Genomic DNA, 25,039 nt, shown 5'->3' with positions numbered 1-25,039 from the left:
CCGATGGCGACGGAAACATAGTCCTTGGCCGAATGCCTAGCAGATGGAGTGCGCTGATGCCGCAAAAGCTGAAAAAGTCTTCCGCCGATCTGGTTGCTGAAGCGCGCCAGCGCATTGAGGAAATCGAAACGGATGAGGCGATTGCGCTTCTGGGTGACCCAGGTGTCTTGTTTGTGGATCTGCGCGATGTCCGGGAACGACAGAGATCCGGCTTCATTCCGGGAAGCTTTCACTGTCCGCGCGGTATGGCCGAGTTTTGGGTCGATCCGGAGAGCCCCTACTTCAAGGAGGTTTTTGGCCAGGATAAGCGCTTTGTGTTCCATTGCGCCTCTGGATGGCGGTCGGCGCTAACGGTTGCGGCCCTCAAGGAGATGGGCTTTGACGCCGCGCACCTCAAGGAGGGTTTCAGTGCCTGGATCAAATCCGGCGGGCCAGTGGAACAGGCCGACTAGACCCGCGGGCCAATTGTGGAATGGCCGGACATCTTTGGGCTCTACCGGCAAGAGGCCCGATAGTCTGAGGTCCGATACGCTGAAGTGCGTCCGGTCTGAAATTGGCGCAGGACTGCGGGACGTTCCAGATGATAGATCGCAACCATGACGCGCGTTGTTAAAAGAGTTACGTTTTCAGGTTAAGGGTCGCTCAATGATGCAGATTTGGCGCTAAAGCGACTGGCACCGTTTTGTTGGCGAGGGGATGTAGCACATGGCACTTGCGGAAGATACTTTGAGCCTTTCGAACCTGAACGACGCGCCGCATGCGTATCTTTTCGTACCTTACAATGCTGATATCGAAGCCGATGATGATGAATTGGGGGCGATCATTCGGCTTGGCGAATTCAGCGACATCGAAGAGCTGGCTTCGAGCGATGGTTATTTGGACGAATACTATCCCAAACAGCATATCGATGATGCCAATGCCGAGGGGCTTTCGCCGACCCATTCCGCGTCAGGTTCTGAAGAAAAGCACAAGGGTATCCTTCTGGCATGCGACGGGCGGATATTGGTCATGGCGCGGGAAAAAATGTACTTGGAAACCGCCTATTATCATCAGAATACAACGGGCGATAACAATCTTGTGGTTGGCGGTACCTATACGATCTCCGTCAAAGGGGACATTGGCATTACATCAACTGACGGCAACATCACGGTCAAGGCTTCCAGCGGTGAGGTAATTCTGGAGAGCGGCACGAACAAGGACATCATCTTCAGGGCAGGGACAGACAGCAATAGCGGTGGCACCGGAACAATCTATGAATACTCAAAAGGTCATTATAAGGAAATTGCTGGACATGAATACAAGGTCAGTGAGACCGAGAATTCATTTACAACCGGGACATCCAACAATTTCTTTTTTGGTGCGAAAAGCACAATCAATGGCGATGCTGACTTCACTTTGACTGCCGGCGGATCGGCCACTGTCAAGCCAATCCTGAACCTGTCGCTCACTGGGATCAATGTGTCTTACACGGCATCAAGCACTGACTTGAAAGACGTGTATTTGAAGGTACGGGGCATACAAACATCCAGTCAGGCTTTGAAGACGACGCTCAACAACCTGAAATCGGAGATCAATGCCATCAATTCTGAAGTCAATGAAATTCGCGACGATACGGTTGAACTTCAGGTATGCGCCGAGGGCATTTCGTCAAAGATTGGAGAGATTGATTCTGAGATCCGGGAAATCAAGTCGGTGATGTAGTGGCCAGAGGGCGGGTCACCCCGTCTCTTCGAACTCGGCGGACAGTTCGAGCCACTCTTCTTCCGTTTTGACGAGTTTCTTCTCGCAATAAGCGCGTTCCTTGGCGAATTTGGCAGCGCGGTCAGGCTCATCCTGGAAAAACGAGGGATCTGACAGCTTTTCATCCAGCTTGGCGATTTTGTCCTGAAGACGCGCCATTTCCTTTTCGGCTGAATCGATTTTCTGCTTGAGCGGCTTCAGGAGTTCGCGCCTTTGCGCAGCGCCCCGGCGTTTTTCCTGGGCCGAGGCCTTGTCTGCGTCTTCCGCTTCCTTGTCCCGTGCCTTTTGAACCGCCTCCGGACCTTGCAGGATCAGGCGTTTGTAATCCTCCATGTCGCCGTCATAGGGCTCGACTTTTCCGCCGGCGACGAGCCAGAGCCGGTCGGCGCAGGCCTCCACAAGATGCCGGTCGTGACTGATCAGAACCACGGCGCCCTGAAACTCGTTCAGGGCCATGACAAGTGCTTCGCGGCTGTCGATGTCCAGGTGGTTGGTCGGCTCGTCGAGAATGAGAAGATGCGGGCCGTCGAATGTGGCAAGCCCCAACAGCAGCCGCGCCTTTTCCCCGCCCGACAGGTCCTTTGCCGGTGTTTCCTGGCGGTCGGTCGGCAGTCCGAAGCGGGCGACCCGGGCACGGACCTTTGCCTCAGGGGCATCCGGCATCAGCGCGCGCACATGCTGGACGGCGCTCTCGGCCGGCTTCAACTCATCCAGCTGGTGCTGTGCGAAGAACGCGATCTTCAATTTCGAGGCCTTGGCGATCTCGCCATCCATGGCGGCAAGGCGCCCGGAAATCAGCTTCGCGAAGGTCGATTTGCCGTTGCCGTTGGCGCCAAGCAGGGCAATCCGGTCATCGGTGTCGATGTTCAGCGTCAGGCGCGAGAGGATCCTGGTCTCCCCATAGCCTGTCGAGACCCCCTCGATCTTGATGATCGGCGGGGCAAGACGCCCCTCGGGGTCCGGGAAATGGATCGGCTTCGAGCTCTCCTCGGTCAGGGCGGCGATCGGCTCCATCTTTTCCAGCATCTTCAGCCGGGCCTGGGCCTGACGGGCTTTCGAGGCCTTGTAGCGGAAGCGGTCGACAAAGGCCTGCATATGCTGGCGTTGCGCGTCCTGTTTCACTTTGGCCTTCTCGGCCAGGATCATGGCTTCGCGGCGTTGCCGGTCGAAGCTGTCATAGCCGCCGGAATAATAGGTCAGCTTGCCGCGATCCAGATGCACGATGCTGTCGACCGCCTTGTTGAGCAGATCCCGGTCGTGGGAAATCAAGAGAACCTGATGCGGGTACCTGGCAACATAACTCTCCAGCCAGAGCGTTCCCTCCAGGTCGAGATAGTTGGTCGGCTCGTCGAGCAGCAACAGATCCGGTTCGGAAAACAGAACGGCGGCGAGCGCCACCCGCATGCGCCAGCCTCCGGAAAACGACGAGCAGGGGCGCTGCTGCGCGGCGGCATCAAAACCGAGGCCGGAGAGGATTGCACCGGCTCGCGCTTCTGCCGTGTGGGCCCCGATATCGGCAAGCCGTGTGTGAATATCGGCAATTGCGGCCGGATCCGTTTCCGTGTCGGCGGCCGCCAGCAAGCGCGAGCGCTCCGTATCGGCCTTTAAAACGACTTCCATCAAGGTTTCTTCGGTGCCCGGGGCTTCTTGAGCCACCTGGCCGATCCGGGCCCGTTTGGGGATCGTGACCGATCCGGTCTCGGAGGAAAGATCGCCCGTAATCAGCTTGAACAGCGTCGATTTTCCCGCGCCGTTCCGCCCGACAAGGCCGGTTTTCGCCTTGGCCGGAAGAGTCACGTTGGCTTTGTCGATCAGGAGGCGGTCCCCGATCCGGTAGGTAAGATCCGATACTTGCAACATGGGCGGATCAATGAAGGAGAGGCAGGCGGGATGCAAGCGGAAAGCTTGCAGGCATCAGCGGCAAGTCGGGACATGTTGCAAAGCTGCACGATTTGGCGGTTAGGCCGCGTGAAACCAGGGCTAAACTCAGCCGGATCATTGGTCCGACGCCAGAACGTCCAGATAAATGGCGGCAAATCCGCCCATCAATTCGTGACACAAGGTCATTTCCCGGATGTTCGGGTCCCAGAAGGCGTTTTCCATTCCGCATTCGGCTGCCCGGAATGTGACCTGTTCCGGCAGATCATAAAACGTGTCGAACTCCTCGGCCACTTGCTCCATCAGCTCGCTTTCCTTCAGGAAAATCTCAAGTAGGGACAAGCCCTGGGGCGCGGGGTCGTATACGACCTCAATCTTGCCGGCCGGGGTGTCGCTGTCGCGGATATACGGATCTGTCGCATAAGCCCAGGAATCGGACGCCTGCTCATAGTCGAAAGCGCATGTTTCGATGCGTTCGTCCGGGAGGCCCAGATCCTGCGCAAGTTCCAAGAACACCTCTTCATCCGCGCCAACCATCAAGCAGAGCATGCGGTAGCCGCGCTGCTCATCAAGATCGTGCTCGTTGTAAAAGATCAGGTTTTCATAGGTGTCTTCGGCAATCAGGAACCAGCCGACCATGGCATTGGTCAAGAGAAGGTCCATGTCCTCCGTATCGGTCTCCAGCATCGAAACGGTCGCAAGGTTGTCAACGGCGTCTTCTTCCTGGGCAAGGACCGGCAAAGCGAGTTCGGAGACCAGCATGTGACCGGCTTCATGGTAGAGCGTGAACAGGGTATTGCCCGCAACAAAGACAAGCAGTTCTTCCAGATCTTCGGACGAGAGCTGTTCCAGTTCCGCATCAATATCGAGGTAAGGTGTTGCCTCATCTTGATTGCTTGCGAAGGCGGCTTGAACAAGAATCAGAAGCGCAACTGCGGCGAGGGCAGTCAGCCTGCAGGCAGTGTGGCCAAGGGAAAAGCGCATTCCGGTCACTTTCATCAGGGCATCGGGCGGTAAATCGATTCCGATGGCGCGTCCGCCGATCCGGGCCTTACGGCGGGTCCGGACCAACCATGTTCAAATGCTTGAGACTACGGAGTTTCAGCGGCCATTGCCAGAGGCTTTGCGTGTCATGCGGCAAGCACTGACATCAAATTGTTATGCAAACTGCCCCTTGCAGCCCGGACAGGGCCCCGTTATTAAAGCCGCGAAATTCCCGTCGGCCCGGCAGTTCCGCCGGTCCGCGAAACAGTATGAGAAAGATCACCCATGGCGATTGAACGCACCTTTTCCATGATCAAGCCGGACGCCACCAAGCGCAACCTGACCGGCGCCATCACCAAGAAATTCGAAGACGCTGGTCTGCGCGTTGTCGCCTCCAAGCGCGTATGGATGTCCCTGCGTGAAGCAGAAGCGTTTTATGCCGTCCACAAAGAGCGTCCGTTCTTCGGTGAACTGACAGAGTTCATGTCTTCCGGCCCGACCATCGTTCAGGTTCTGGAAGGCGAAAACGCGATTGCGAAAAACCGTGAAGTCATGGGCGCCACCAATCCGGCAGACGCTGCCGAAGGCACCATCCGCAAGGAATTCGCCCTGTCCATCGGCGAAAACTCCGTTCACGGCTCCGACGCTCCTGAAACAGCTGCCGAAGAGATCGCCTTCTGGTTCTCCGGCGTTGAGCTGGTCGGCTAAGCTTTCAAGCTGACGTGTTGTGAAAGGGCTGGCATCCGAAAGGCTGCCGGCCCTTTTTGTTTTCTTGAGATGCCTTCCTCGGAAGGTCATCAACTCATTGTTTTGACGGCCGCTCAACGCGACAAACAAGGCCCGCTGCACTCTCCGCCGTCATCCCGCACGTGATGCGGGATCCATGCCGCGAGAGTTCAACGCGATCAGCTTTGCGTGGGGCGGGGAGGCGGAATGGATCCCATGGTCAGGCCATGGGATGACGGCACGGGGTGAGTTGGTCTGCCGTTCATGTACCTTCTCGGGCGCTACAAGACCGGGACAGCAAATGGCGGATGCGTCCTGCGGCTTGAACGGCGCTCTTGAACAACCCTTAAGGGTTGTGCGCTAGGTCTTGCGCACCTCGTTCTTTTGCAGGATTTCCCCGTGACCGCTTTTCTGAGAACCTTCTCCGTTACGCTGCTGCCAGCGCTTCTGCTCGCCGCCTGCGTTCAGGACGATCCCCGCTATCCGGTCTATTACAGCTACCGGGTTGACGTGAAGGTCGATGGCGCGCCGGTCACCATTGAGCGGGTGATCAAGTGCACGGGAACGTTGGTGACAGGATCGACCGTGGCTCCAGGTGTCACGTCCGGCGGGACTTATAGAAATCCTCCGCTCATGGGCGCTTATGTCGGGGGCACACGCGAGGCGGTCTATACGCCGGTGGTGCACGCCTGCCGGTGGGCGTCGTCGACGGCCGAAGAGCGCGCCGAAGACGCCAAGAAAAACATCCGGTCTCTCGACCGGCCATTTACTGAGCAGCACGACTCTCTACCGCCCAACTCCATCCTGCCCGTGCTCTGGGTCAATGACGACCAAACGCTTGATCAGATGGAATACTATGTCAGCGAGCGGGCGCTGTCCGGTGTCGACAGTCATGTGGAATTTGTCAAAGCCCATCCGCCGGTCAAGGTGGACAAAGGAGCGTTCCGGGAATCGGAGAAACGCGCCGCAACCGAAAGTCCGGACCTGACGCCGTTCACGTTTCCCAGAGATCAAAACGCTGCCCAACGGCTTCAGCTTTATGAGGATCGCTTCGGCAACGCCAACCACAGTCATCGGGTTCACGCGGTCTGTCACGCGGCGTGGCGCATTACGCGGGCGGAATGGTCGGAAGTGGAAGGACTGGTAGACTGGGTTGCCAATCTTCCTAAAGATGGCCGTGCTTACTTGATTGACACAGAAAGGTTCGGGCGGGTCTTCCGAAAAACAATACCATTCATAGGGGGGAATGGAACGCCCAGACTGGGGCCGGTCGGATATGTGCCCGAAAGCCAGCGGAAGCCGATTGGCCGCTTTGCGGTTTACGAAACGATCCATCCGGTGATTTCGACGGATCATGGCCGTTATGTCGACCTTGATCGCTCTGGGTCTTTCGGCTGCGATTACGAGGTCCTTTTTCCCGACCGCACTCAAAGCTTCTGGTCTAACAAAACCTATTCCGACGACAGCCCTGCTGGTCCAAGTTTTTCGGTTGCTCGGGAGGGCAACCTATTGCGTGCGGCGTTCTCGCCGCTTGTGCCGGTCTATGTGCGTGAACTTGATGAATTCATTGTTTTTATGAGCCTTTCGGTGGCGGGGTCCATCGATGAGCCTGTTGTGAAGGGGTGGAAAGAATGAGTTCGCCGCCCCGGACCTGATCCGGGGCCTGTTTTGGCTTCGCGCCGCCACTGCCTTGTGAGCCCGCAATAGGTCCCGGCGCAGGGCCGGGACGGCGGCGGGGGCAAATGGCGTACACTCGCGAAAAAACACTCACGCAAAGAATGACCACACAGATTTCCGATCAAGCTGTTTTTGCCGTCCTTGCCATGCAATCCTATGATTTTCTGGATGAGGACCAGCCCAGTGTCAGCCCGGACGATTTGACCAAGAACTTTGGTCTGGCGGGGTAAGAGGGTCTGCCCCGAATGTCACCCCGGACGCAGCGGAGCGGAGATCCGGGGGCCACTCTGTCCCAGAGCGGGTGGATGGGAAACGCAGCCCTGGCAGGGATTGAAGCGCGCCGGTCCGGGTCAACCGCTGTGCCTTGCAGGGGATGCTACAGCGCGCCGTTACACGCAGAAACACTTCCAGACTTCTTGGCGACAGCAAGTTCCTGATTGTTCGTCCATACTGGGTGTGTCTTGGGTGTTTGATACGGGAGACTTCGACATGCGCACAGCCGCTGCCCTGATTTGCCTGATTGCCGCGAGCCCGGCGGGCGCACATGACAGCGTGGTGCCCTTGAACGGGGAAGAGCCGCATGACCATGCGCACGCTTCCGATGGGATCTGGGACCTGTTGCTGCCGGACGCCGAGGCCTATGCCGATATCACGGTGGACGGAAACTCCCGCCGCATCCGCGCGAACGGTTATCCGGACAAGGCGCCTGGAACATTCCCCAACCGGAACAATCCGCACAGCATTTCCAAGAAGAACTATAATTTGAAAGTGCCGCTGAACCCGAAAAACAACGGCCGCGCGACAAACGCGCAAGGCGCCGTCTTCGGGATTGCCATCAATGGCGTGGTCATGGATCCGGGCACGGCAGAATACTGGAACAATGACCGCAGATCGGGGTGGAACTATGAGGCGCTGGGCGGCGCATGCCAGCTCGGGCTCGACAAATACAACGCCCATGTCCAACCGGACGGGACATACCATTATCACGGTATACCGACCGGTGTTCTGGCGGCCCAGGGCGGGTCGTCCGCACCGGCGCTTTTGGGGTTCGCCGCCGATGGCTTTCCAATTTACGGCCCCTACGGGTACTCCAATCCGCAAGCGCCATCGCGCGTTGCCAAACTGAGCAGCAGTTACCGGGTCAAGAGCGGGACACGCCCGGACGGTCCGGGCGGGCGCTATGACGGCAAGTTCACCCAGGACTGGGCCTATGTGGCAGGCGCGGGCGATCTGGATGCGTGCAACGGGCGCTTTGCGGTCACGCCGGAATATCCGCAAGGCACCTACCATTATGTGCTCACGGAGAGCTTTCCGTTCATTCCGCGCTGCTGGATGGGAACGCCGGACAGCAGTTTCTCCCGCCTGAAACGAGGCGGTGGCGGGCAAAGGCGGGGTGATCTCAAAAACGGACCTGAGACCCCAGATCAAGCGCCGGCAATCGATTTTGCGGCCTTTTCCGATAACAGCGCTGCAACGATTACCCTCGTTCAGCACCATGGGGGACGCCCGCCGCGGTTTTTGCCGGGAGGCCGTCCGCCGCCACCGGGCGCTGGCCGCGGGCCTGGGCAGGGGCCGAGAAACGGTCTTGGACCGCAGGGCGGGAACCGGCCGGGCGGACGCGGGCCTTGCAGCGGCAGCTGACCCGCAATTGTTCTGGATAACAATGCGGCGCTTGACGGCGCCGCCGGTTGTTGCGGATAAGTCGTCTGACCTTTCACAGCCATCTGGACGAAGATGACCCAGCAGCCGCCCAAGTCCGCATTTTCAGCCTGTCCGCACGACTGCCCTTCGACCTGCGCGCTCGACATCAATTTCGACGATGCGGGCCGCGTGAAGCGCGTGAACGGCGCAAAGGATAACGCCTACACGGCCGGTGTCGTCTGCGCCAAGGTCGCCCGGTACGCGGAGCGCTTGTATCACCCCGACCGGCTCATGAAACCGTTGCGCCGCGTTGGCAAGAAGGGAGACGGGCGGTTCGAGGAACTCTCCTGGGACGCCGCGCTCGACCTGATCGCCGACAAGTTCCTGGAAGCGGAACGGACGTTTGGCGCGCAGAGTGTCTGGCCGTATCACTATGCCGGAACCATGGGCCTGGTCCAGCGCGACAGCATCCACCGGTTCCGCCACGCCAAGGGCTACTCAAGGCAATTCGACAGCTTTTGCACCAATATGGCCTGGACCGGTTATGTGGCCGGAACGGGCAAGCTTGCAGGTCCCGATCCACGCGAAATGGCGGTGTCAGATCAGATCGTGATCTGGGGCACCAATCCTGTTGCGACGCAGGTCAATGTCATGACCCATGCGATTGCCGCGCGAAAGAAGCGCGGGGCCAGGATTATTGTGGTCGACGTCTACCGCACCGAGACCATGAAGCAGGCGGATATCGGGCTGGTCCTCAAGCCCGGAACGGATGCGGCTCTTGCCTGCGCCATCATGCATGTCCTGTTCCGCGATGGATTTGCCGATTGGGACTATCTCAACAAATACACGGACTTCCCGAACGAGCTTGAATCCCATCTTCAGCAGAGAACACCAGACTGGGCCGCGGCGATCACAGGCTTGCCGGCGGCGGAGATTGAGGAGGTGGCCCGCCTGATCGGATCCGAGAAAAAGACCTATTTCCGCCTGGGGTACGGCTTTACCCGTTCGCGCAATGGTGCGGTTGGCATGCATGCAGCCTGCTCGATTGCCGCGGTGACCGGAAGCTGGCAATACGAGGGCGGCGGTGCCTTTCACAACAACGGCGCGATCTACGAGCTCAACAAATCGATGATCGAGGCGCCGGACCTCAAGGACCCGCAAACCCGGGCGCTGGACCAGAGCCTCATCGGCCGCATCCTGACCGGCGATGAGGCGGCTCTGCTGGACGGTCCGCCCGTCAAGGCAATGCTCATCCAGAACACCAACCCGATGTCGGTGGCACCTGAACAAGAGCTTGTGCGGGCAGGGTTTGCGCGCGAAGACCTCTTCACGGTGGTCCATGAGCAGTTCATGACCGAGACGGCGCAGATGGCCGATATCGTCCTGCCTGCAACCCAGTTTCTGGAGCATGACGATATTTATAAGGGCGGCGGCCACCAATATCTTATGCTCGGTCCGAAGGTGGTCGAGGCGCCGGATGGGCCGAAGGAAAACATATTTGTAATCAATGAGCTGGCGAAGCGCCTTGATTCAAAACCTCACCCCGGCTCCGACATGAGCGCGCGCGACCATATCGACTGGATGCTGCGCCATTCCGGCTACGGGACGCTTGAGGACCTTGAAGCCCAAAAGTGGATTGATCTTCAGCCGGACTTTCAGACGGCCCACTATGTGAACGGTTTTGGTCATGCGGACGGGAAGTTCCACTTCCGCCCGGACTGGGGCCGCTCAAGTGCCCCGAACAAACCGGAAGGGGACCCGATGGGCCCATGGCAGGCGATGCCCGACCTGCCAGATCAGTGGGATGTGGTTGAAGCCGCCGATGTGGAGCATCCGTTCCGTCTCGTGACCGCACCCGCCCGGTCTTTCCTCAACTCCAGTTTCAATGAGACTGAAGCCTCACGCAAAAAGGAGGGGCGCCCGGAAGTGTGGATACGGCCGGACGAGGCAGAAAAGGCCGGGATTGCAGACGGCGCGCTGGTCAAGATGGGCAATCGCCGGGGTGTTGTGACCCTGCATGCAAGGCTGGTGGATACGGTTGCGCCGGGGACGGTCATCTCCGAAGGGCTCTGGCCGAACGAGGCGTTCAGGGACGGGAAGGGCATCAATACCCTGACCGGCGCTGAACCTGTCGCCCCTTATGGGGGCGCTGCCTTTCACGACACCGCAGTCTGGATACGCACGGCAAGTTAGGCCGGAGGCGATCCATCGATAAATCGAATGGAACAGATCTCACAAATTCGTTTGTGAGGATCTCTCCGGCTGCCTAGCTTTCCACCAGACAGAAACTGGAGAGAAAGCTATGCCTACATCCAAAATCGCATTGATTACCGCCGGCGGGTCCGGGATGGGCGCGGAAGCCGCGCGGCGTCTCGCAGCTGACGGCTTCACGGTCGGGATTTTGTCCTCGTCCGGCAAGGGCGAGGCACTGGCAAAAGAACTGGATGGATTTGGCTTTACCGGTTCCAATCTGGAAACTGCTGACGTGCAGGCGTTCGTTGATGCGGCCATCAAAGCCTATGGACGCATCGATGTTCTGGTGAATTCCGCCGGTCACGGACCGAAGGGCGATATCCTCCAGATCAGTGATGAGGATTGGCACAGGGGACTGGACTACTACTTGATGAATGTCATCCGCCCGAGCCGTCTTGTAGCCCCGGTCATGGCGGACCAAGGCGGGGGTACGATCCTCAACATTTCCACGTTTGCCACCTTCGAACCCGATCCGATGTTCCCGACATCCGGTGTCTTCAGGGCGGGTCTTGCCAGTTTCACAAAGCTGTTTTCCGACAAATTCGCGGACCGGAATGTGAGGATGAACAACATCCTTCCCGGTTTCATTGACAGCCTGCCGGAAAAGGACGACCGGCGCGGCCGGATTCCCATGGGCCGGTATGGGCGCTCGGATGAAGTCGCCGGTCTGGTTTCCTATCTGGCAAGCGATGAGGCAGCCTATATCACCGGCCAGAACATCCGGATTGATGGTGGCCTGACGCGCTCCGTTTAAGGTCGGGTTCTGGACGTATTGATGGAAAAATGTAAGGCTCCCTTACTAATTCCAATCTGAGTCTTTTCAAATGTCTGCCCCTGATGGACCTTCCTCCGAAATGGTGCCGGGCGATGCTGTTGTCTCCACCCGGCGCTGGATGGCGCGCGGTGCACGTGCCGCCATTTCCATTCCAGCCCTTATCCTGACCGCTGCTTTCGTTGGCTATGCGGGCCTTGCCCGTGAGACCGGCCTGACGCTTGCAGAAACGCTTGCGATGACCGGTTTCATCTGGGCCCTGCCATCCATTGTGGTTTTGACCGGGGCATTTTCCTCGGGAATGGGGCTGATACCGGCCGCGGTTGCGGTCGCACTGGCTTCCGTCCGCCTCATGCCGATGACGATGGCCTTGATGCCCCTTGTGAAGGTGCCTGGCAAAACAAAGACTTGGCAGTTGTTGATCGCATCACACTTTGTGGCGGTCACGGCGTGGGTCTACGCCATGAAGAACCTGCCCGACCTGCCGCGTGAAGGGCGGTTGCCCTTCTTCATTGGGTTCGGATCCGCGGTGACGGGTTTCGTGTTCTGCATGACTGGACTTGCCTATCTCCTGGTTGAGCGGCTGCCGGATATGGTCGCCGGTGCCTTGGTTTTGCTGACACCGGTCTATTTCCTGTGTTCGCTCTGGGGGGCGGCGCGCCTCTTGGCGGACAAGGCGGCAATGGTCGCCGGTCTCGCGCTTGGACCTGTGTTTTTCCTTTTTCTGCCGGGTCTTGATCTGCTGTGGACAGGGCTTCTGGGCGGTACGCTTGCCTATGGCATCACGCGATATTGGCGGCGGGGGCTCTCATGACCGAAGCCCTGATGGAAACGTGGTGGGGGCCTTTCGTCGTCATCTTGGTGGCGGGCTGGTTGGCAACCGATGTCTGGCGCTGGCTGGGCGTCTTCGCAGGCGGCCATTTGCGGGAAGACGGTGAGCTGCTGATCTGGGTCCGGTGTGTTGCCACGGCCTTGGTCGCAGGCGTGATCTCGAAACTGATTTTGTTCCCGCAAGGTGTTCTGGCAGACACACCGCTCGCCCTGCGCCTCGCAGCCGCTGCCTTTGGATTTCTCGCCTTTCAAGTGTCCCGCCAGCGGGTCATTGTCGGAGTTCTGGCCGCCGAGGCCTTCCTGGTCATCGGTTGGCTATCGCTGGATGTATTACGCTAAATAAGGACCATGCGGTCCGTACTGATCAGTCGGCAAGCTCCCTGTAGTTTTTGCTAACTGTTCCCTAAGCAAATTGGTCAAGCATGTCACGGTCAACCACAAACCTGATTCTTATCGGGTGAAGAAACGCTCTTCCAACCGGCTTGCCTAAGGCTCCAGATCAATACACGCGTTTTATGCACAAACCGATGAGCATAGCCACACATTCGCACCTAGGCGGGGACCCTGACAGTCTGTCGGCGCGCCAAGCGGCCCTGCCATTGGCGATCGGTGGTGCAGGTCTGTTCCTCCAAGCACTCACCTATCTAAACCATGATGTTGCCTGGGTGCTTGTGTCTTCCGGTTGGCTTCTTTCCGGGAAGCAGTTTGGTACCGATATTGTAGCCGCAAACCCGCCTTTCATCTGGTGGTTTTCTGCAGGGCCTATGGCACTGTCTCAATGGATCGGGATCAGCCCGCAAACCAGTTTGAGGCTTGTTATCGGCTTCATGATTCTGTGCAGCTTGATATCCGTGAACATCTTGCTTCGGGCTGCCGGGGAGCCTGCTAATACCAGAGCCTGGCTGCTGGCCGTAGCCGCATTCGTTTTAACGATAGGAGCTGGGCGCGACTTTGGACAACGGGAACAGCTCACCGTTATTCTTCTGCTCCCTTACCTTACTGCCATAGGGGTTCGTTCCAGAAAGAAGGATCTCCCATGGATAATTGGTTTTTTAATCGGAGCCTTTGCCGGATTTGGGGTGGTTTTTAAACCTTATTTTCTCATGGCCGTAATTCCAGTCGAACTCTATTTGCTCTGGAAACGTCGAGCCTTTGCGATGATCGTCCGACCCGAAGCAATCGGAGCCATTTTAGCTGTCAGTCTGTGTGGAGTGTCACTCTATATCTTTGCCTCTCCATGGCTGACGGTCGTCCTGCCGGAAATCGCCAAAACTTATTGGGGTTTCAGTAATGATATGCTTGATGTTCTGATCGAGTACTTTCCGATTATGATTCTCATTTTAGTGGCCGCTGGTCTTTCACTCCGGCCGGATAGGCCGAATGAAACGGCAATCTACCTGCTTGCCGCAGCAGGTTTTCTGGTGAGTGCGATCTGGCAAGCCAAGGGGTATTCCTATCATGGTTACCCCGCCTTAGCTCTTGGAACCCTCTCAATAGTGATAGCAGTTACGAGCGATCCCGCGACAAACCGTATTGCGGAGCTGTTGCGCACCTGTGTTCTTGCCACCCTCATCGGGGTGTCGCTTGTTGGAATTTATAAGCGAACGGATGCAGGCCCGGTCGGCAAACACATTCGGCAGATGTCAGAGTTCATAGAAACCAATGTTCCGGAAGATGGCGGTTTCTTTGCCCTTTCCACCCATCCTTTTCCAGGATTTCCAAGCGCGCTATACGCGCACAGGACTTGGGTCTCGGCAAGCAACAGCGCTGTATTTTTGCCGTCAGTGGTTCGTTTGATGCTTGCGCCTGAAAGTCAACATGAGGCTTCGCTTGCACATGCACAAGAGAAGGCTCTTACCGCAGCAAAGCGAGATCTTGCTCGGAAACCAGACATCATTCTAGTTGATGTTCGCCCACATCGGCATGCCATCAACGACATAACATTCGATTTCCTTGATTTTTATACTCGGGACGCAGGGTTCCGGCAGCTTTGGTCGAATTATGAGGAAATCGGCGGAGCTCCCTCCGGTTTCCGGGCGTACAGGATTAAGGACGGTTAGATGACGGATCTGGACCAGTTGGCGGAAGTGGCTGTCGTCATACCCTGTTACCGGTGTGCCGTGTTTGTCGGAGACGTTGTAAGAGGTGTGCCCGCCAGTGTCGGTTCGATCATCTGTGTGAATGATGCCAGCGATGATGAGACTGGGCGCGTGCTTGATCAGCTGGCACAGACCGATCCACGAATTAGGGTGTTGACCCACGAAAGGAATCAGGGCGTCGGCGCTGCAACTGTGACAGGGTATCGGAGTGCGATTGAACTGGGCGCCAGGGTCATCATAAAAATCGACAGCGACGGTCAAATGAACCCGGCCTTTATTCCGGCACTTGTGGCGCCAATCCTTTCCGGTGAGGCAGACTACGTGAAAGGAAACCGCTTCTTCGACATTGACCGTGTGTTGAAAATGCCTGCGATCAGACTGATTGGAAACGCTGGGCTTTCCTTTTTAACCAAGCTTTCAAGCGGATACTGGGGTGTTTCCGACCCTACCAACGGATATACGGCAATTGCGGCCGAAGTCGCAGATCTCCTGCCAGCAAATAAACTGCATAAGAGATACTTCTTCGAGAGCGATATGCTGTTTAGGTTGAATTGCCTTGGCGCAGTTGTTGTCGAGCAGCCAATGGAAACGCGTTATGGCAATGAGGTGAGCCACCTGAGCGTCACGAATGCTCTCCTGACATTCCCGCTCTTGCATGCAAGGAATTTTTTCAAGCGGGTGGTTTACAATTACTTTGTCAGGGACTTTGACGCTGCCTCTCTCAGTCTTCTGATCGGCCTTGCGCTAGCGGCTTTTGGTGTAACCTTCGGCGCTTCGGCATGGATGCAAAGTCATGCCACAGATGTTCCGGCTACGGCGGGTACTGTCATGTTAAGCGCTACGCCGCTTCTCATAGGCATTCAGCTTCTGCTGTCGTTTTTGCAGCATGATGTCGCGAGGACACCAAGAATTGCTATTCACCCGAAAATTATGCGGCGGCGGGTCCTCGTGAGCGAGGATTTGACCCCAGCGGAGGCTACTAATGCTGTCAAAAATTAAGCACATAAGCACGCGCCGAAAGGTTCTTCGTGATCAGATTGATGTCGTCAAGTCTTTCAAGCAATGGGAAGAAACCTGTGTCCCTTCCTATTGTCATAACAACCTGGCAGCGGCGTATGTGAGCTGGATCCGATTGTTTACCGCAGTTGAGGTCGCGCGCGCTTGTGTTCCCGACCTTAAGCGTATCGTCGACTTTGGAGCGTCTGTGGGCGAACTCAGCCATATTATTGGTGCCGATGTTCAGTATGATTTCATCGAGCAGGACGAACTGGCAGCTTCGATGCTTACCCGCAACAAACCAGATGCGGTCCGCCGGACTTTAGAAGATGCAGCTCCGGGCGGGTATGATGCTGTGTTTGCTATTGATAGTCTTGAACACAACACGAACTTCGAAGAGCTTTTGAAAGCGTTATCCAAGCTTCTAGCACCCAACGGAGTGCTGGTGCTATCCGGGCCAACTGAAAATGAGTTGTATCGGTTTGGGCGCAAACTGGCGGGCTTTGAAGGTGATTACCACGTCACGACAATTTACGAGATCGAAGCAGCAGCCGATAAACATCTGCAACGCACGAAATTACGCAGGGTTCCGCTTGGGGTTCCGCTGTTTAGAATCACGGCCTGGAAACATCGCTCTTCAAGTTCTGCCGGATGAAAAGTCCAGCAGCAGAATCAAGCACTGCGCTGGCGCACAACAAAGTGAACAGCATTAGCGGACGAACAACTATCGCCACGGCAGCGGCCTCCTGGGGCTGTGTGCCCATGGCGATCAAAGCCCCGGCGACGCCTGCCTCTGCCACGCCCAAACCGCCTATGGAGACCGCTACTGCACCGATAACATTCAACAGAGCCAATACAAGCATGCATTCGCTCACCGAAAGCGGGTGCCCGGCACTGTAAAATGCCAGCCCTACGCCGGATGCGGCCACTGTCCAGATTACTATCGAAAGGAGGGTACAAAGCAGTCTATGTGCCCGGTGTGGAGCCTTTTGTGAGAGCGCAGTTTGAAGAAATGCGGCAACTTTGCCATTCGGGGAAAGGGACGCAGCCGTTTTCAGTCCAAAGGCGGCAATATCATCAATAAACCACAGGGCCACTGCTGTGATGGCAAGACCTAAAGAGCCCAAAAAGGGGTTAAAACCTTGGGAAATAAGCCCAAGCAGGCCAAGACTTCCAAGTACCGCTGCATCACGCATACGGACTTGAGCAATGATCCGCACGCCCGTGGCGATCGGCAGTCCAGCCATTTTTTTGAGAAGATGGGGAAATCCGATATCTCCGGCGCCGCTCGGCACCAGCGTGAACAGGATTTGATGACGGGCCGCCAGTTTGAACCACGTACCTACACTCAAGTGCTTTTCGATAGGGGCAAGGGCGCGTAGCAATAAGCCACGGCAAACTGTCAACACAACATAAATGGTGAACAACGCGGTAATCAGTAGCGGGTCAAGATGAGAGAAATCGAAACCTTGGAACTGGGCGACCCAAAGAACCCCGGCGAAAAAGCAACCACTGACGCCGGCCGCAACCAGGCAGCGTTTTAGGTCAATACGCATACCCAAATTCTCTCGCAAGTTCGCCACATATTCTTGAGGCTGCCAGAGGATCTGCAACCAGTCCTTTATCTGGTTTCGGATTTAGTCTTTTCGCTAGGCTGTCAAGGTCGAACTGGTCCGGAGGTGACAAGGCTAGCGTGTTGCAGATTCCGTTGAGTGCTGAAACTGTTTTATTGGCGTCGGCATTGAATAAGTCTTCGTACCGCACAATCGTAAATGCAGTGCATTGGTCACGAAGCTCTAGAATGCGATTATTGCACCAGTTCCATCGCCACAGAGCGCGTTCATAATCGCTGAGCTTGGACCAGTTTCTAGGGCGCGGCGTAGGGTAGGGTTTCGCGAAAGGAACGAGGTCAATGATCGGCCGAAATGTGGAAGAGGCCTTGAAACTGGATATCGAATGAGCCCAGGTAGCGGGATCTCTCACCATATGAACCACTCTCAGGTCGCGTCCTGGGAGCGGTAACAGATCGGTCATTGCACACAGGAATGGATTCAGCTCGACATAGTCGCCGCCGACTGCGGATTCGCGCTTTTGGCGAAGGCGCTGGAAGATAGCGCGGAGCAATCCATCGCCAACTCCCCAATCATTTCGTAGGTTTGCCAGCATCATCTGCCAGCGGGTTTCTGGCGGCTCATGGACCGCGGTCACTTTGCTGATCTGTCGATTTAAAAATCCTTCGAGGAAAACGGTTCCAGTTCGGCCAGCGGATAGCACATAGCGGAAGGGACGCTCATCCGCACAAAGTGAAGAGGCCGCATTTGTCGTATCTTGAGCTGTAGTGCTGCACGATTGCACAAATCTTTCCTCTCAAATCCCTGTGTCTGTTCATTTTTGGCAAATCTACGGAAGATCTTTTGAGGTGGGGTTAACCGCTTTGCCTCCGGACATGGCTGTGGTTGGGTATGGGTCGATGCGGTAGGTTGTAAGGGCAGGTGCGCCCTTGGTGATTTGGAGATGAGAGATGACCGCGCAAGTTGAGCTTTTCTATGCACCGCAGAGCAGAGCGTCCGGGGTCCGGGTTCTGCTGGAAGAGCTGGATGCCCCTTACAAGCTGAATGTTCTCAACGTCAAACTTGGTGAAAACCGGCGGCCGGATTTCTTGCGCATCAACCCGGCCGGTAAGGTTCCGACCCTTGTTTGTGGAGAGTCAGTGATCACGGAACAGGTCGCGATCTATATCTATCTGGCCGATCTTTTTCCCGAAAAGGGCCTCGCGCCACCGCTGGATGATCCGCTGCGCGGCCCGTATTTGCGCTGGTTCGTGCATATGGCCTCTTGTTTTGAGCCCGCGTTGGTCGACCGGGCGATGAAACGGGAGGAGGCACCGCAGTCGGTCTCGCCCTATGGCTCGTTCGATACCGTGATGGAGGCCATGCGCAACCAGCTGTCCGGTCAGGACTATGTTCTCGGAAACACGATGACGGCGGTGGATGTTCTCTGGGGGATGGGCCTGCGCTGGGGCATGATGTTCGGTCTCGTCCCGGAGTTTGAGGAATTCAAGGCCTATACCGACCGCTTCTTCGCGCGGCCGGCCGTGCAGAATGTTCTTCATGACGACCAGCGTCTTGCCAGCGAACAGGACGATGCCGTGAAACGGGCGGTGGAATGATCGAGTGTCTTCTGGCGTTTCTGCCAAAACGCCTGACGTTTTAACCCAGAACAGCCCTGATTTTTTCTGCGTGTCTGGCAAGGCTGTCATTGTCCGCCATATCGCCGGTATGAGGGCGCAGCGGGACACCTTCGAACCGCGGAATGACATGAACATGCGTGTGAAAGACGACCTGGCCGCCCGCCGGTTCTGAAAACTGCTGAATGGTGGTCCCGTCGGCGCCGAAAGCCTGAACGACGGCATGCGCCATTTTCTGCACGGTTGCCATGACGGCATTCAGGTCTTCGGCGGAGATGTCGAAGATATTGCGCGAAGGGGCCTTGGGGATTACCAGCAGATGGCCATCGCCCCGGGGCATGATATCCATGATCGCAAGTGTCTTATCGTCTTCGTAAACCTTGTGGCTGGGCAGTTCGCCGCGCATGATCTTGGCAAAGACATTTTGATCATCATAAGCGGGTGCGGGCATGTTTGCAGGCTCCGTTGAAACGGGGAGAGGGTATCAATTGACCCGGAGACGAAAGCATCCGGCGGTTTGTTGAAGACGCCCAAGGATGTCCGGCCAGTCAATGGCCGATCAGCTTCGGGCAGAAAGTCGTTAGCGAATTATCGCCTGCTGATCTAGGCCCAAACAAGCCGGCAAGGCAAGGGCCGCTACGGGGTCTTTCGGAAAGGGGCATGCTCGCTCAGTGCCGCGTTTTCTCTTTCCACCGCCCGGCGTTCCTGCTCGAGGAAGTCCGCGACCGCATCGTGCAACCCCTCATGGGCGATCCAGTGTGCCGAATAGGTCGTCGTTGGCAGGTAGCCGCGTGCCAATTTATGCGCACCCTGTGCTCCAGCTTCCACGCGCTCAAGCCCATGGGCAATCGCAAAGTCGATTGCCTGGTAATAGCAAAGTTCAAAATGCAGGAAGGGATGATGTTCGGTACATCCCCAATGGCGGCCGAAAAGGGTTTTCGAGCCGATGAAGTTGAGGGCCCCGGCAACATAGCGGCCATGCCGTTTTGCCAAAATCAGCAGGATCCGGTCCGCGAGCCGCTCATTGATCAGGGAGAAAAACTTGCGGTTGAGATAGGGGCGGCCCCATTTTCGCGCGCCGGTATCCATGTAAAAGGAATAGAAGGCATCCCAATGGGCTTCCGTGAGGTCCTTGCCGGTTATCCACTCGACCTCGAGACCTTCGGCACACACCGCCTCCCGGCGTTCTTTCTTGATTGCCTTGCGCTTGCGGGAGGCGAGATCTGCAAGAAACCCGTCAAAATCGCTGTAGTCATTGTTTTCCCAATGAAACTGCTGATCCGTCCGGCGCAGATATCCAAGGTTCCCAAGTGTGTCCGATTCCGCTTTTGTCAGAAATGTTGAGTGGACCGAAGAGGCGCCAGTCTTCTGGCAGACCTGGACCAGGCCCGCAGCCAGAGCCTGGATCCCGGCCGCCCGGTCAATGTCCGGCCCGGTCAGGAAGCGGCGGCCTGTCGCCGGTGTGAAGGGCACGGAGATTTGCAGTTTCGGATAATACTCACCGCCCGCCCGGTAAAACGCGTCAGCCCATCCGTGATCGAACACATATTCGCCTTGGGAATGGCTCTTGAGGTAAGCCGGAACCGCGCCGAGCACAAATCCGTCCTGATCCTCCAGAACCATATGACGGGGCAGCCAGCCGGTCCCCCCGGTTGCGCATCCGGACGCCTCCAAAGCTTCAAGAAAGGCGTGCGCCAAAAACGGGTTGAAGTCCGGCGCGTGCGCGTCCGCTGGCGGCGGCAAATCAAGCGCTGCTGAGATATCTTCAGGTGGATGTCCATCCACTCGGGTGAGCGCGCCGCCTGCGCCGAGCGCCCAGCCCGGATTGGCCACCCGGTCCCATTTTTCCGAATCTATATCGGAGAGGGAAGAAAGAATGCGCAAGGAGGCGGTTTTACTGGCGTTACAGCCGATTTCCGATCCGGACGGCGCGGAAGATGTCATGTATCAGAAACCATTTGCTTTGAATGCCTAACACAGGATGTAGCGCTGATGTTTTGCAGCGCAAGAGGGATGGGAGGCGGCCGAGCCACCCGGTCTTGAGCTTTCCCGGAGTATCGGGCATGGAAGCGTATGATCTTAAGCCTGCTCAGCCTATTCGGCATCTCCTTTCTTGCTGCAACCTTGTTGCCTGCCCAGTCGGAATTCGCTTTGGTGGGGTTGATTTACGCGGAAACCGCACCGCTGGGCCTGCTCGTGTTTGCCGCAAGCCTTGGCAACACGCTTGGTTCTGCGGTGAACTGGGCAATCGGCCGGGCGGTCGCGCAAGGGCGCGGGAAGTCCTGGTTTCCGGTAAGCCCGGAAAAACTGGATCGCGCGAGTGAGTGGTACCGGCGGTACGGGCGCTGGAGCCTTTTGTTGAGCTGGGCGCCGTTTATCGGCGACCCGTTGACCCTGGCTGCCGGTGTGATGCGGGAGCCTTTCTGGCGGTTCCTGGTGGTCGTGGCGATCACCAAGACCGGCCGCTACGTAGTGGTTGCCATGATTGCGCTCGGAATTTTTTGATCCGCTAGATCAGTTCATGGTCGCGGTTGCGTTCGGTGCATTTCCGCCCGCCAGAGCATTGTTTGATAAGCCGTTGCCCAGAAGATTCGCAAAACTCTGATAGGTTTTGGAATAAACATTTTGAACCGCGATCACATGCCACCATTTCGACACCGGGGTTGATCGGTTGTAGGCATCGTCCGGGTCTTGAATACAGCGATCCTCCAGGCGGAACCCGAAATAGAGTTTTTCGCCCTGAAAGTCCGTATTGATGGATGTGCCCAGATTGGCTCTCAAGGACTGCATGACGGCGGCTTCGACCATTGATGGCATGCTGCCTTCGGCGCTGAGATCGCTTTCCGCGCCGGAGGTCGTGATCACTTTAACGTCCGCGGTCGCCCGCAGAACGTGGGTGCCCTGCGCCACGCAATAGCCATCAGCAATCGCCTTGTCCAAGGCAAGCCGGCAAAACCGGTCCTGCGTCAGCTCGCCAAGCACTTCCAGCCGCGCCGCATCATCAAGATGACCGACTTCCGCATCACGGATGATCACCTTGATCGACCGGATGGAGTTGGCCGCAGCGCTGGCCTCTTCACTTGCAGACAATTGCCCAAGAATGTCGGAGTCCGCCGTGAATTTTGAGCTTACCGAAACGGTTTTCGTCTGGCTGTAGGTCACCCGGTCCGCATACCCGCTGGCATCGCAGACCACCCGGTCAATATTGCCATCCCACCCCACGACATAGAAGAAGCCAGGTCCGAAATGGTTGTTGGGGGGGACCATGGGTGTCAGATCATACTCGTCTTCGATGATGGCGGCGTAATTCGACCTCGTCAGATGGGAGGCAAGAAAAGGCCCGAGCACCGAAAGCACAGCAAGGCAACCGGCAATGACAGCAAAGGTTTTCCAATTTAAAAACACGTGTCCGCTCCATTCTTAACTGCAAAGAGCGTTCAGAAGTTCTATTGTGGCACGCAATATCCATTAACGTTCTTGAATCCGTTCGGGCATGCATTGGCCGGAACGCTGGCGGAAAATAAAACAAGCAATAAGACAAAAGACGATAAAATCTTTTCCATAACAGAACACCTATCCGAACTGACGTAACGTTATCACAGATCGGGACGGCAATCAATTATTGTGTAAATCATCATTAAACGTTTAAGTAGAATCCCGGTTGTCATTTGCCGGGATCGAAACCTTCAAAGACGATCTGATCGGCGTACCGGGCCGCCTTTTCCCGTTGTTCGCGTGTCCGAACAGTCCAGCACATCAGCGGCTTTTTGAAAATCGACCGTAAAACGGTCGGGCCGATCTTGGGTAGATCATTGATTGCGTAGGATACGAAATGCGGGTTGGTCCGCGGGGCATGCAGAATATGCCGCGTGATGAAACGGTCGATCCTGCTGAAGCGGACATAGGTTGGCCCAGGTTCGGCGACATCGGCAACAATGCCGCGCAGAACACGCGGATTATGGCCCCGTGCGATGGACAGCATGTCAGCGTCGAATGTTTTGATGCAGGCGGGCCCCCGGTAGGCGGCAACCTGATCAACGACGCGGCGGACAAAATCCTGCTGTGCATCACGCCTGAGCAACGACTTGATTTCAATGACCAGAGGGACTTTGCCATCCACCAGGTCGAACAGATCTTGAAGCATCCAGAGCTTGTCCGTGCCGGTGCGCATGTCGATTTTCACAAGTTCGCCACTGGTGCGGTCTATAACCTTGCCGGTCCCATCCGCGAGGCGGTCGAGCGTGTAGTCGTGAAAGACCAGCGCCTCCCCATCGGCTGTTTCCTGAACATCGACCTCGATCCCGAAGCCTTTGGCAGTGGCATCTTGGATCGCCGTTGGGGTGTTTTCGATGATCCCATCGTCCGCATTGTGATAACCACGGTGTGCGATCGGGTGGACAAAGATGGTCTGCAAATCCGGTGTCATGTCAGTCCAGGAGTGTTTTGGAATGCAACGGGCGGCTAGGTGTCCGCCCGCGCTTCTTCATGGATTACCCGGCAATCTCGAAGATGGCTTCGATTTCAACGGCGGCACCAAAGGGCAGGGACCCGGCGCTCACGGCAGAACGGGCATGACGGCCCTTGTCGCCCATGGCTTCCACCAGAAAATCGGATGCGCCATTGATCACTTGCGGCTGATCGGTAAAGTCACCGGTCGAATTGACAAAGCCAACGATCTTCACGAGCCGGAGAACTTTTTCCAGGTCGCCGGTTGCGGCTTTGGCTTGAGCCAGAAGGTTGATCGCGCAAAGCTTTGCGGCAGCCTTGCCATCTTCCAGGGAAACATCGGCACCCAGCTTACCGGTAAATTGAAGCTTGCCGTCTGCCATTGGAAGCTGGCCCGAAATGAAGAGTTGGTTGCCGGTTTGGACGAAGGGCACATAATTCGCGGCCGGTGCGGCGGCCTCAGGCAAATCAACGTCAAGGTCTTTCAGGCGGGCTTCGATGGTTCCGGTCATAAGGTCACTCCTGGAAAATGATGCTTTTCCGGTGTCTTGGCGCAATTCGTAGGACCTGACAAGGGCGAAGCACCGCCCTTGCGAAAAGAAAAACATGTTCTGAGATCTTCTCTGCAGATGTGCCGCTGGCGGTTCGATTTTACTTGTGAACTTCGTGCGGCAAACGGACAATCGCCCGGCAAGGCCGCGCCTTTCAGCTGGCGGAGACCCTCTTTCAGGCTTAAACAGGGGGGATGCGGACATCCCGCTTCAGCTTGGTGGTAAGAGGTGAAGATCATGCAACCTGCTCACAAGTCCTTTGGTTTATTAGGAGCTTTGGCCGTTCTAGCGGGGAGCGCAAGCATGGTCTTCTTCGCATCTCCGGGTCTCGCAGCCCCAGGAAGCACGTCGTCCATTTCCCTTGCACCGCACCGGGCAGTCTATGACCTACGGCTTGGGGAAAGCGCCGAACAAAGCGGTGTTGCAGGCGTCAAAGGGCGCATGGTCTATGACTTTTCCGGTAGTGCCTGCGATGGCTACAGTGTGAATTTCCGGTTTGTGACCGAGTACCAGGACATGGATGGCGGCGCTCAAGTCAGGGATCTCCAGTCGAGCACATTTGAAGAGCCGGGGTCTGCCAGTTTTCAGTTTCTCTCAAAGACCTACGTGGACCAGAAACTTCTGGAAGAGACCAAGGGGATTGCCCGGTCACAGGACAACAGCAAGCAGGTAGAGCTTCAAATTCCGGCTGAGAAAACGGTGGAGTTCGGCAAGGAGGTCCTTTTTCCGACCGAGCATCTTCTCACCGTGCTGACAGCTGCGAAAGAAGACAAGAGCTTCCTGGCGGCTGACATTTATGACGGCTCGGAAACGGGCGAGAAGAGCTATGCCACAACGACCGTTATCGGCGCGCGCGCGTTTGCCGGGGACGAACCAAAGCCCGCGGACGGTCCGGACAGCATGCTTGCCGGGGTCGGCTATTGGCCCATGACCATTGCCTATTTCGATCCGCAAGGAGCAGCGGCAGGTGAGCTGACGCCGATCTACCAGTTGTCCTTCCGCCTCTATGAGAACGGGATCAGCAGCCATTTGACCCTTGATTACGGTGACTTCACGCTCAAGGGCAAAATGACCGATCTTGAGATGTTTGAAGCGGCGGACTGTCCGTAACCTGGCAACGCGGAGACGTGTCTTGGCGGGCTGATCAGGGCTTCCGTCCGGGCTTGGCCGAGTGGGTCAGTCCGAGTTCCACAGCGGTTTTCCCGAACTTGTCGCGGAGTTGATCGACAGCCAGTTCCACGTTCTTGCGCCGTCCCGC

The 25,039-nt window shown here is 56.9% G+C and carries 25 protein-coding genes; 16 read left to right on the top strand and 9 right to left on the bottom strand.

The genetic code is table 11. The features are described from left to right. Window positions 1–56: 56 nt before the first annotated feature. Both E1180_RS07690 and E1180_RS07685 read left to right on the top strand, forming a co-directional pair. Window positions 57–452 (top strand): rhodanese-like domain-containing protein, encoded by a 396-nt coding sequence (locus tag E1180_RS07690; protein WP_155190584.1) that lies wholly within the window; start codon window positions 57–59, stop codon window positions 450–452. 253 nt (window positions 453–705) lie between these two features. Further along, the gene (locus tag E1180_RS07685; protein ID WP_155190583.1) at window positions 706–1,701 is read left to right on the top strand and encodes a hypothetical protein; all 996 of its coding nucleotides are present in this window, start codon (window positions 706–708) and stop codon (window positions 1,699–1,701) included. A 15-nt stretch (window positions 1,702–1,716) separates the two neighbouring features. On the opposite strand, the gene E1180_RS07680 is transcribed toward E1180_RS07685, so the two are convergent. Continuing rightward, complete coding sequence (locus E1180_RS07680; RefSeq protein ID WP_155190582.1) at window positions 1,717–3,600, bottom strand: ABC-F family ATP-binding cassette domain-containing protein; 1,884 nt, start codon at window positions 3,598–3,600, stop codon at window positions 1,717–1,719. Between the two features lie 135 nt (window positions 3,601–3,735). Further along, complete coding sequence (locus E1180_RS07675) at window positions 3,736–4,689, bottom strand: DUF4344 domain-containing metallopeptidase (RefSeq protein ID WP_208996998.1); 954 nt, start codon at window positions 4,687–4,689, stop codon at window positions 3,736–3,738. 198 nt (window positions 4,690–4,887) lie between these two features. Between E1180_RS07675 and ndk the strand changes: the two genes are divergently transcribed. From ndk to E1180_RS07620, 11 genes are all read left to right on the top strand, one after another. After that, window positions 4,888–5,310: a nucleoside-diphosphate kinase gene (gene ndk / locus E1180_RS07670; RefSeq protein WP_155190581.1), complete on the top strand. Its 423-nt coding sequence runs from the start codon at window positions 4,888–4,890 to the stop codon at window positions 5,308–5,310. 417 nt (window positions 5,311–5,727) lie between these two features. Then, window positions 5,728–6,963, top strand: coding sequence for a hypothetical protein (locus E1180_RS07665; protein WP_155190580.1), 1,236 nt, complete (start codon window positions 5,728–5,730; stop codon window positions 6,961–6,963). A gap of 107 nt (window positions 6,964–7,070) precedes the next feature. Further along, window positions 7,071–7,235: a hypothetical protein gene (locus E1180_RS07660; RefSeq protein ID WP_155190579.1), complete on the top strand. Its 165-nt coding sequence runs from the start codon at window positions 7,071–7,073 to the stop codon at window positions 7,233–7,235. A 259-nt stretch (window positions 7,236–7,494) separates the two neighbouring features. Continuing rightward, entirely contained in the window at window positions 7,495–8,646 is a 1,152-nt protein-coding gene (locus E1180_RS07655) for a YHYH protein (protein WP_155190578.1), read from the top strand. Window positions 8,647–8,739: 93 nt separating this feature from the next. After that, on the top strand, window positions 8,740–10,839 hold the full coding sequence (locus E1180_RS07650) for a molybdopterin-containing oxidoreductase family protein (protein ID WP_155190577.1): 2,100 nt from the start codon (window positions 8,740–8,742) through the stop codon (window positions 10,837–10,839). 109 nt (window positions 10,840–10,948) lie between these two features. Then, entirely contained in the window at window positions 10,949–11,653 is a 705-nt protein-coding gene (locus E1180_RS07645) for an SDR family oxidoreductase (RefSeq protein WP_155190576.1), read from the top strand. A gap of 70 nt (window positions 11,654–11,723) precedes the next feature. Continuing rightward, complete coding sequence (locus E1180_RS07640; RefSeq protein ID WP_155190575.1) at window positions 11,724–12,485, top strand: AzlC family ABC transporter permease; 762 nt, start codon at window positions 11,724–11,726, stop codon at window positions 12,483–12,485. Next, the gene (locus E1180_RS07635; RefSeq protein WP_155190574.1) at window positions 12,482–12,841 is read left to right on the top strand and encodes an AzlD domain-containing protein; all 360 of its coding nucleotides are present in this window, start codon (window positions 12,482–12,484) and stop codon (window positions 12,839–12,841) included. Before E1180_RS07640 ends, E1180_RS07635 begins: the two co-directional genes overlap by 4 nt. Window positions 12,842–13,029: 188 nt before the next feature. After that, a complete protein-coding gene (locus E1180_RS07630) occupies window positions 13,030–14,562 on the top strand; it encodes a hypothetical protein (protein WP_155190573.1) in 1,533 nt (510 codons plus the stop codon). Further along, entirely contained in the window at window positions 14,563–15,600 is a 1,038-nt protein-coding gene (locus tag E1180_RS07625; RefSeq protein ID WP_155190572.1) for a glycosyltransferase family 2 protein, read from the top strand. Then, a complete protein-coding gene (locus E1180_RS07620) occupies window positions 15,584–16,252 on the top strand; it encodes a methyltransferase domain-containing protein (RefSeq protein ID WP_155190571.1) in 669 nt (222 codons plus the stop codon). Before E1180_RS07625 ends, E1180_RS07620 begins: the two co-directional genes overlap by 17 nt. On the opposite strand, the gene E1180_RS07615 is transcribed toward E1180_RS07620, so the two are convergent. Beyond that, a complete protein-coding gene (locus E1180_RS07615; RefSeq protein ID WP_155190570.1) occupies window positions 16,212–17,153 on the bottom strand; it encodes a lysylphosphatidylglycerol synthase domain-containing protein in 942 nt (313 codons plus the stop codon). The two genes, E1180_RS07620 and E1180_RS07615, sit on opposite strands and share 41 nt — an antisense overlap. After that, on the bottom strand, window positions 17,143–17,952 hold the full coding sequence (locus E1180_RS07610; protein ID WP_155190569.1) for a hypothetical protein: 810 nt from the start codon (window positions 17,950–17,952) through the stop codon (window positions 17,143–17,145). Before E1180_RS07610 ends, E1180_RS07615 begins: the two co-directional genes overlap by 11 nt. 166 nt (window positions 17,953–18,118) lie before the next feature. Between E1180_RS07610 and E1180_RS07605 the strand changes: the two genes are divergently transcribed. Further along, a complete protein-coding gene (locus E1180_RS07605) occupies window positions 18,119–18,766 on the top strand; it encodes a glutathione S-transferase family protein (RefSeq protein WP_155190568.1) in 648 nt (215 codons plus the stop codon). A 40-nt stretch (window positions 18,767–18,806) separates the two neighbouring features. Here the strand turns inward: E1180_RS07605 and E1180_RS07600 are convergent, their stop codons facing one another. Together E1180_RS07600 and E1180_RS07595 are read right to left on the bottom strand one after the other, a co-directional pair. Then, entirely contained in the window at window positions 18,807–19,235 is a 429-nt protein-coding gene (locus tag E1180_RS07600) for an HIT family protein (protein WP_155190567.1), read from the bottom strand. A gap of 185 nt (window positions 19,236–19,420) precedes the next feature. Then, window positions 19,421–20,728: a GNAT family N-acetyltransferase gene (locus E1180_RS07595; protein WP_196220558.1), complete on the bottom strand. Its 1,308-nt coding sequence runs from the start codon at window positions 20,726–20,728 to the stop codon at window positions 19,421–19,423. A gap of 129 nt (window positions 20,729–20,857) precedes the next feature. On the opposite strand from E1180_RS07595, the gene E1180_RS07590 reads away from it, so the two are divergent. Next, window positions 20,858–21,289, top strand: a complete 432-nt coding sequence (locus E1180_RS07590; RefSeq protein ID WP_155190566.1) for a YqaA family protein — start codon at window positions 20,858–20,860, stop codon at window positions 21,287–21,289. 9 nt (window positions 21,290–21,298) lie between these two features. Here the strand turns inward: E1180_RS07590 and E1180_RS07585 are convergent, their stop codons facing one another. From E1180_RS07585 to E1180_RS07575, 3 genes are all read right to left on the bottom strand, one after another. Continuing rightward, window positions 21,299–22,189 carry a hypothetical protein gene (locus tag E1180_RS07585; protein WP_155190565.1) on the bottom strand — a complete coding sequence of 297 codons (891 nt, stop codon included), beginning with the start codon at window positions 22,187–22,189 and terminating at the stop codon, window positions 21,299–21,301. Between the two features lie 259 nt (window positions 22,190–22,448). Continuing rightward, window positions 22,449–23,210: a glycerophosphodiester phosphodiesterase family protein gene (locus tag E1180_RS07580; protein WP_155190564.1), complete on the bottom strand. Its 762-nt coding sequence runs from the start codon at window positions 23,208–23,210 to the stop codon at window positions 22,449–22,451. Between the two features lie 64 nt (window positions 23,211–23,274). Then, window positions 23,275–23,742, bottom strand: a complete 468-nt coding sequence (locus tag E1180_RS07575; protein ID WP_155190563.1) for a RidA family protein — start codon at window positions 23,740–23,742, stop codon at window positions 23,275–23,277. A 342-nt stretch (window positions 23,743–24,084) separates the two neighbouring features. On the opposite strand from E1180_RS07575, the gene E1180_RS07570 reads away from it, so the two are divergent. Continuing rightward, window positions 24,085–24,891 (top strand): cell envelope integrity EipB family protein, encoded by an 807-nt coding sequence (locus E1180_RS07570; RefSeq protein WP_155190562.1) that lies wholly within the window; start codon window positions 24,085–24,087, stop codon window positions 24,889–24,891. The last annotated feature ends 148 nt before the right edge of the window (window positions 24,892–25,039 follow it).

This window comes from Roseibium denhamense, assembly GCF_009711415.1.
Classification (GTDB): Bacteria; Pseudomonadota; Alphaproteobacteria; order Rhizobiales; family Stappiaceae; genus Roseibium; species Roseibium denhamense.
Note: the sequence above shows the minus strand (reverse complement) of the source record. Positions and strands in the feature narration are given on the sequence as shown.

Coding starts and splice junctions, on each gene's coding strand:
- E1180_RS07690 (WP_155190584.1), top strand. CDS start 57: ATGCCGCAAAAGCTGAAAAAGTCTTCCGCCGATCTGGTTGCTGAAGCG.
- E1180_RS07685 (WP_155190583.1), top strand. CDS start 706: ATGGCACTTGCGGAAGATACTTTGAGCCTTTCGAACCTGAACGACGCG.
- E1180_RS07680 (WP_155190582.1), bottom strand. CDS start 3,600: ATGTTGCAAGTATCGGATCTTACCTACCGGATCGGGGACCGCCTCCTG.
- ndk (WP_155190581.1), top strand. CDS start 4,888: ATGGCGATTGAACGCACCTTTTCCATGATCAAGCCGGACGCCACCAAG.
- E1180_RS07660 (WP_155190579.1), top strand. CDS start 7,071: ATGGCGTACACTCGCGAAAAAACACTCACGCAAAGAATGACCACACAG.
- E1180_RS07655 (WP_155190578.1), top strand. CDS start 7,495: ATGCGCACAGCCGCTGCCCTGATTTGCCTGATTGCCGCGAGCCCGGCG.
- E1180_RS07650 (WP_155190577.1), top strand. CDS start 8,740: ATGACCCAGCAGCCGCCCAAGTCCGCATTTTCAGCCTGTCCGCACGAC.
- E1180_RS07645 (WP_155190576.1), top strand. CDS start 10,949: ATGCCTACATCCAAAATCGCATTGATTACCGCCGGCGGGTCCGGGATG.
- E1180_RS07640 (WP_155190575.1), top strand. CDS start 11,724: ATGTCTGCCCCTGATGGACCTTCCTCCGAAATGGTGCCGGGCGATGCT.
- E1180_RS07635 (WP_155190574.1), top strand. CDS start 12,482: ATGACCGAAGCCCTGATGGAAACGTGGTGGGGGCCTTTCGTCGTCATC.
- E1180_RS07630 (WP_155190573.1), top strand. CDS start 13,030: ATGAGCATAGCCACACATTCGCACCTAGGCGGGGACCCTGACAGTCTG.
- E1180_RS07625 (WP_155190572.1), top strand. CDS start 14,563: ATGACGGATCTGGACCAGTTGGCGGAAGTGGCTGTCGTCATACCCTGT.
- E1180_RS07620 (WP_155190571.1), top strand. CDS start 15,584: ATGCTGTCAAAAATTAAGCACATAAGCACGCGCCGAAAGGTTCTTCGT.
- E1180_RS07615 (WP_155190570.1), bottom strand. CDS start 17,153: ATGCGTATTGACCTAAAACGCTGCCTGGTTGCGGCCGGCGTCAGTGGT.
- E1180_RS07605 (WP_155190568.1), top strand. CDS start 18,119: ATGACCGCGCAAGTTGAGCTTTTCTATGCACCGCAGAGCAGAGCGTCC.
- E1180_RS07600 (WP_155190567.1), bottom strand. CDS start 19,235: ATGCCCGCACCCGCTTATGATGATCAAAATGTCTTTGCCAAGATCATG.
- E1180_RS07595 (WP_196220558.1), bottom strand. CDS start 20,728: ATGACATCTTCCGCGCCGTCCGGATCGGAAATCGGCTGTAACGCCAGT.
- E1180_RS07590 (WP_155190566.1), top strand. CDS start 20,858: ATGATCTTAAGCCTGCTCAGCCTATTCGGCATCTCCTTTCTTGCTGCA.
- E1180_RS07580 (WP_155190564.1), bottom strand. CDS start 23,210: ATGACACCGGATTTGCAGACCATCTTTGTCCACCCGATCGCACACCGT.
- E1180_RS07575 (WP_155190563.1), bottom strand. CDS start 23,742: ATGACCGGAACCATCGAAGCCCGCCTGAAAGACCTTGACGTTGATTTG.
- E1180_RS07570 (WP_155190562.1), top strand. CDS start 24,085: ATGGTCTTCTTCGCATCTCCGGGTCTCGCAGCCCCAGGAAGCACGTCG.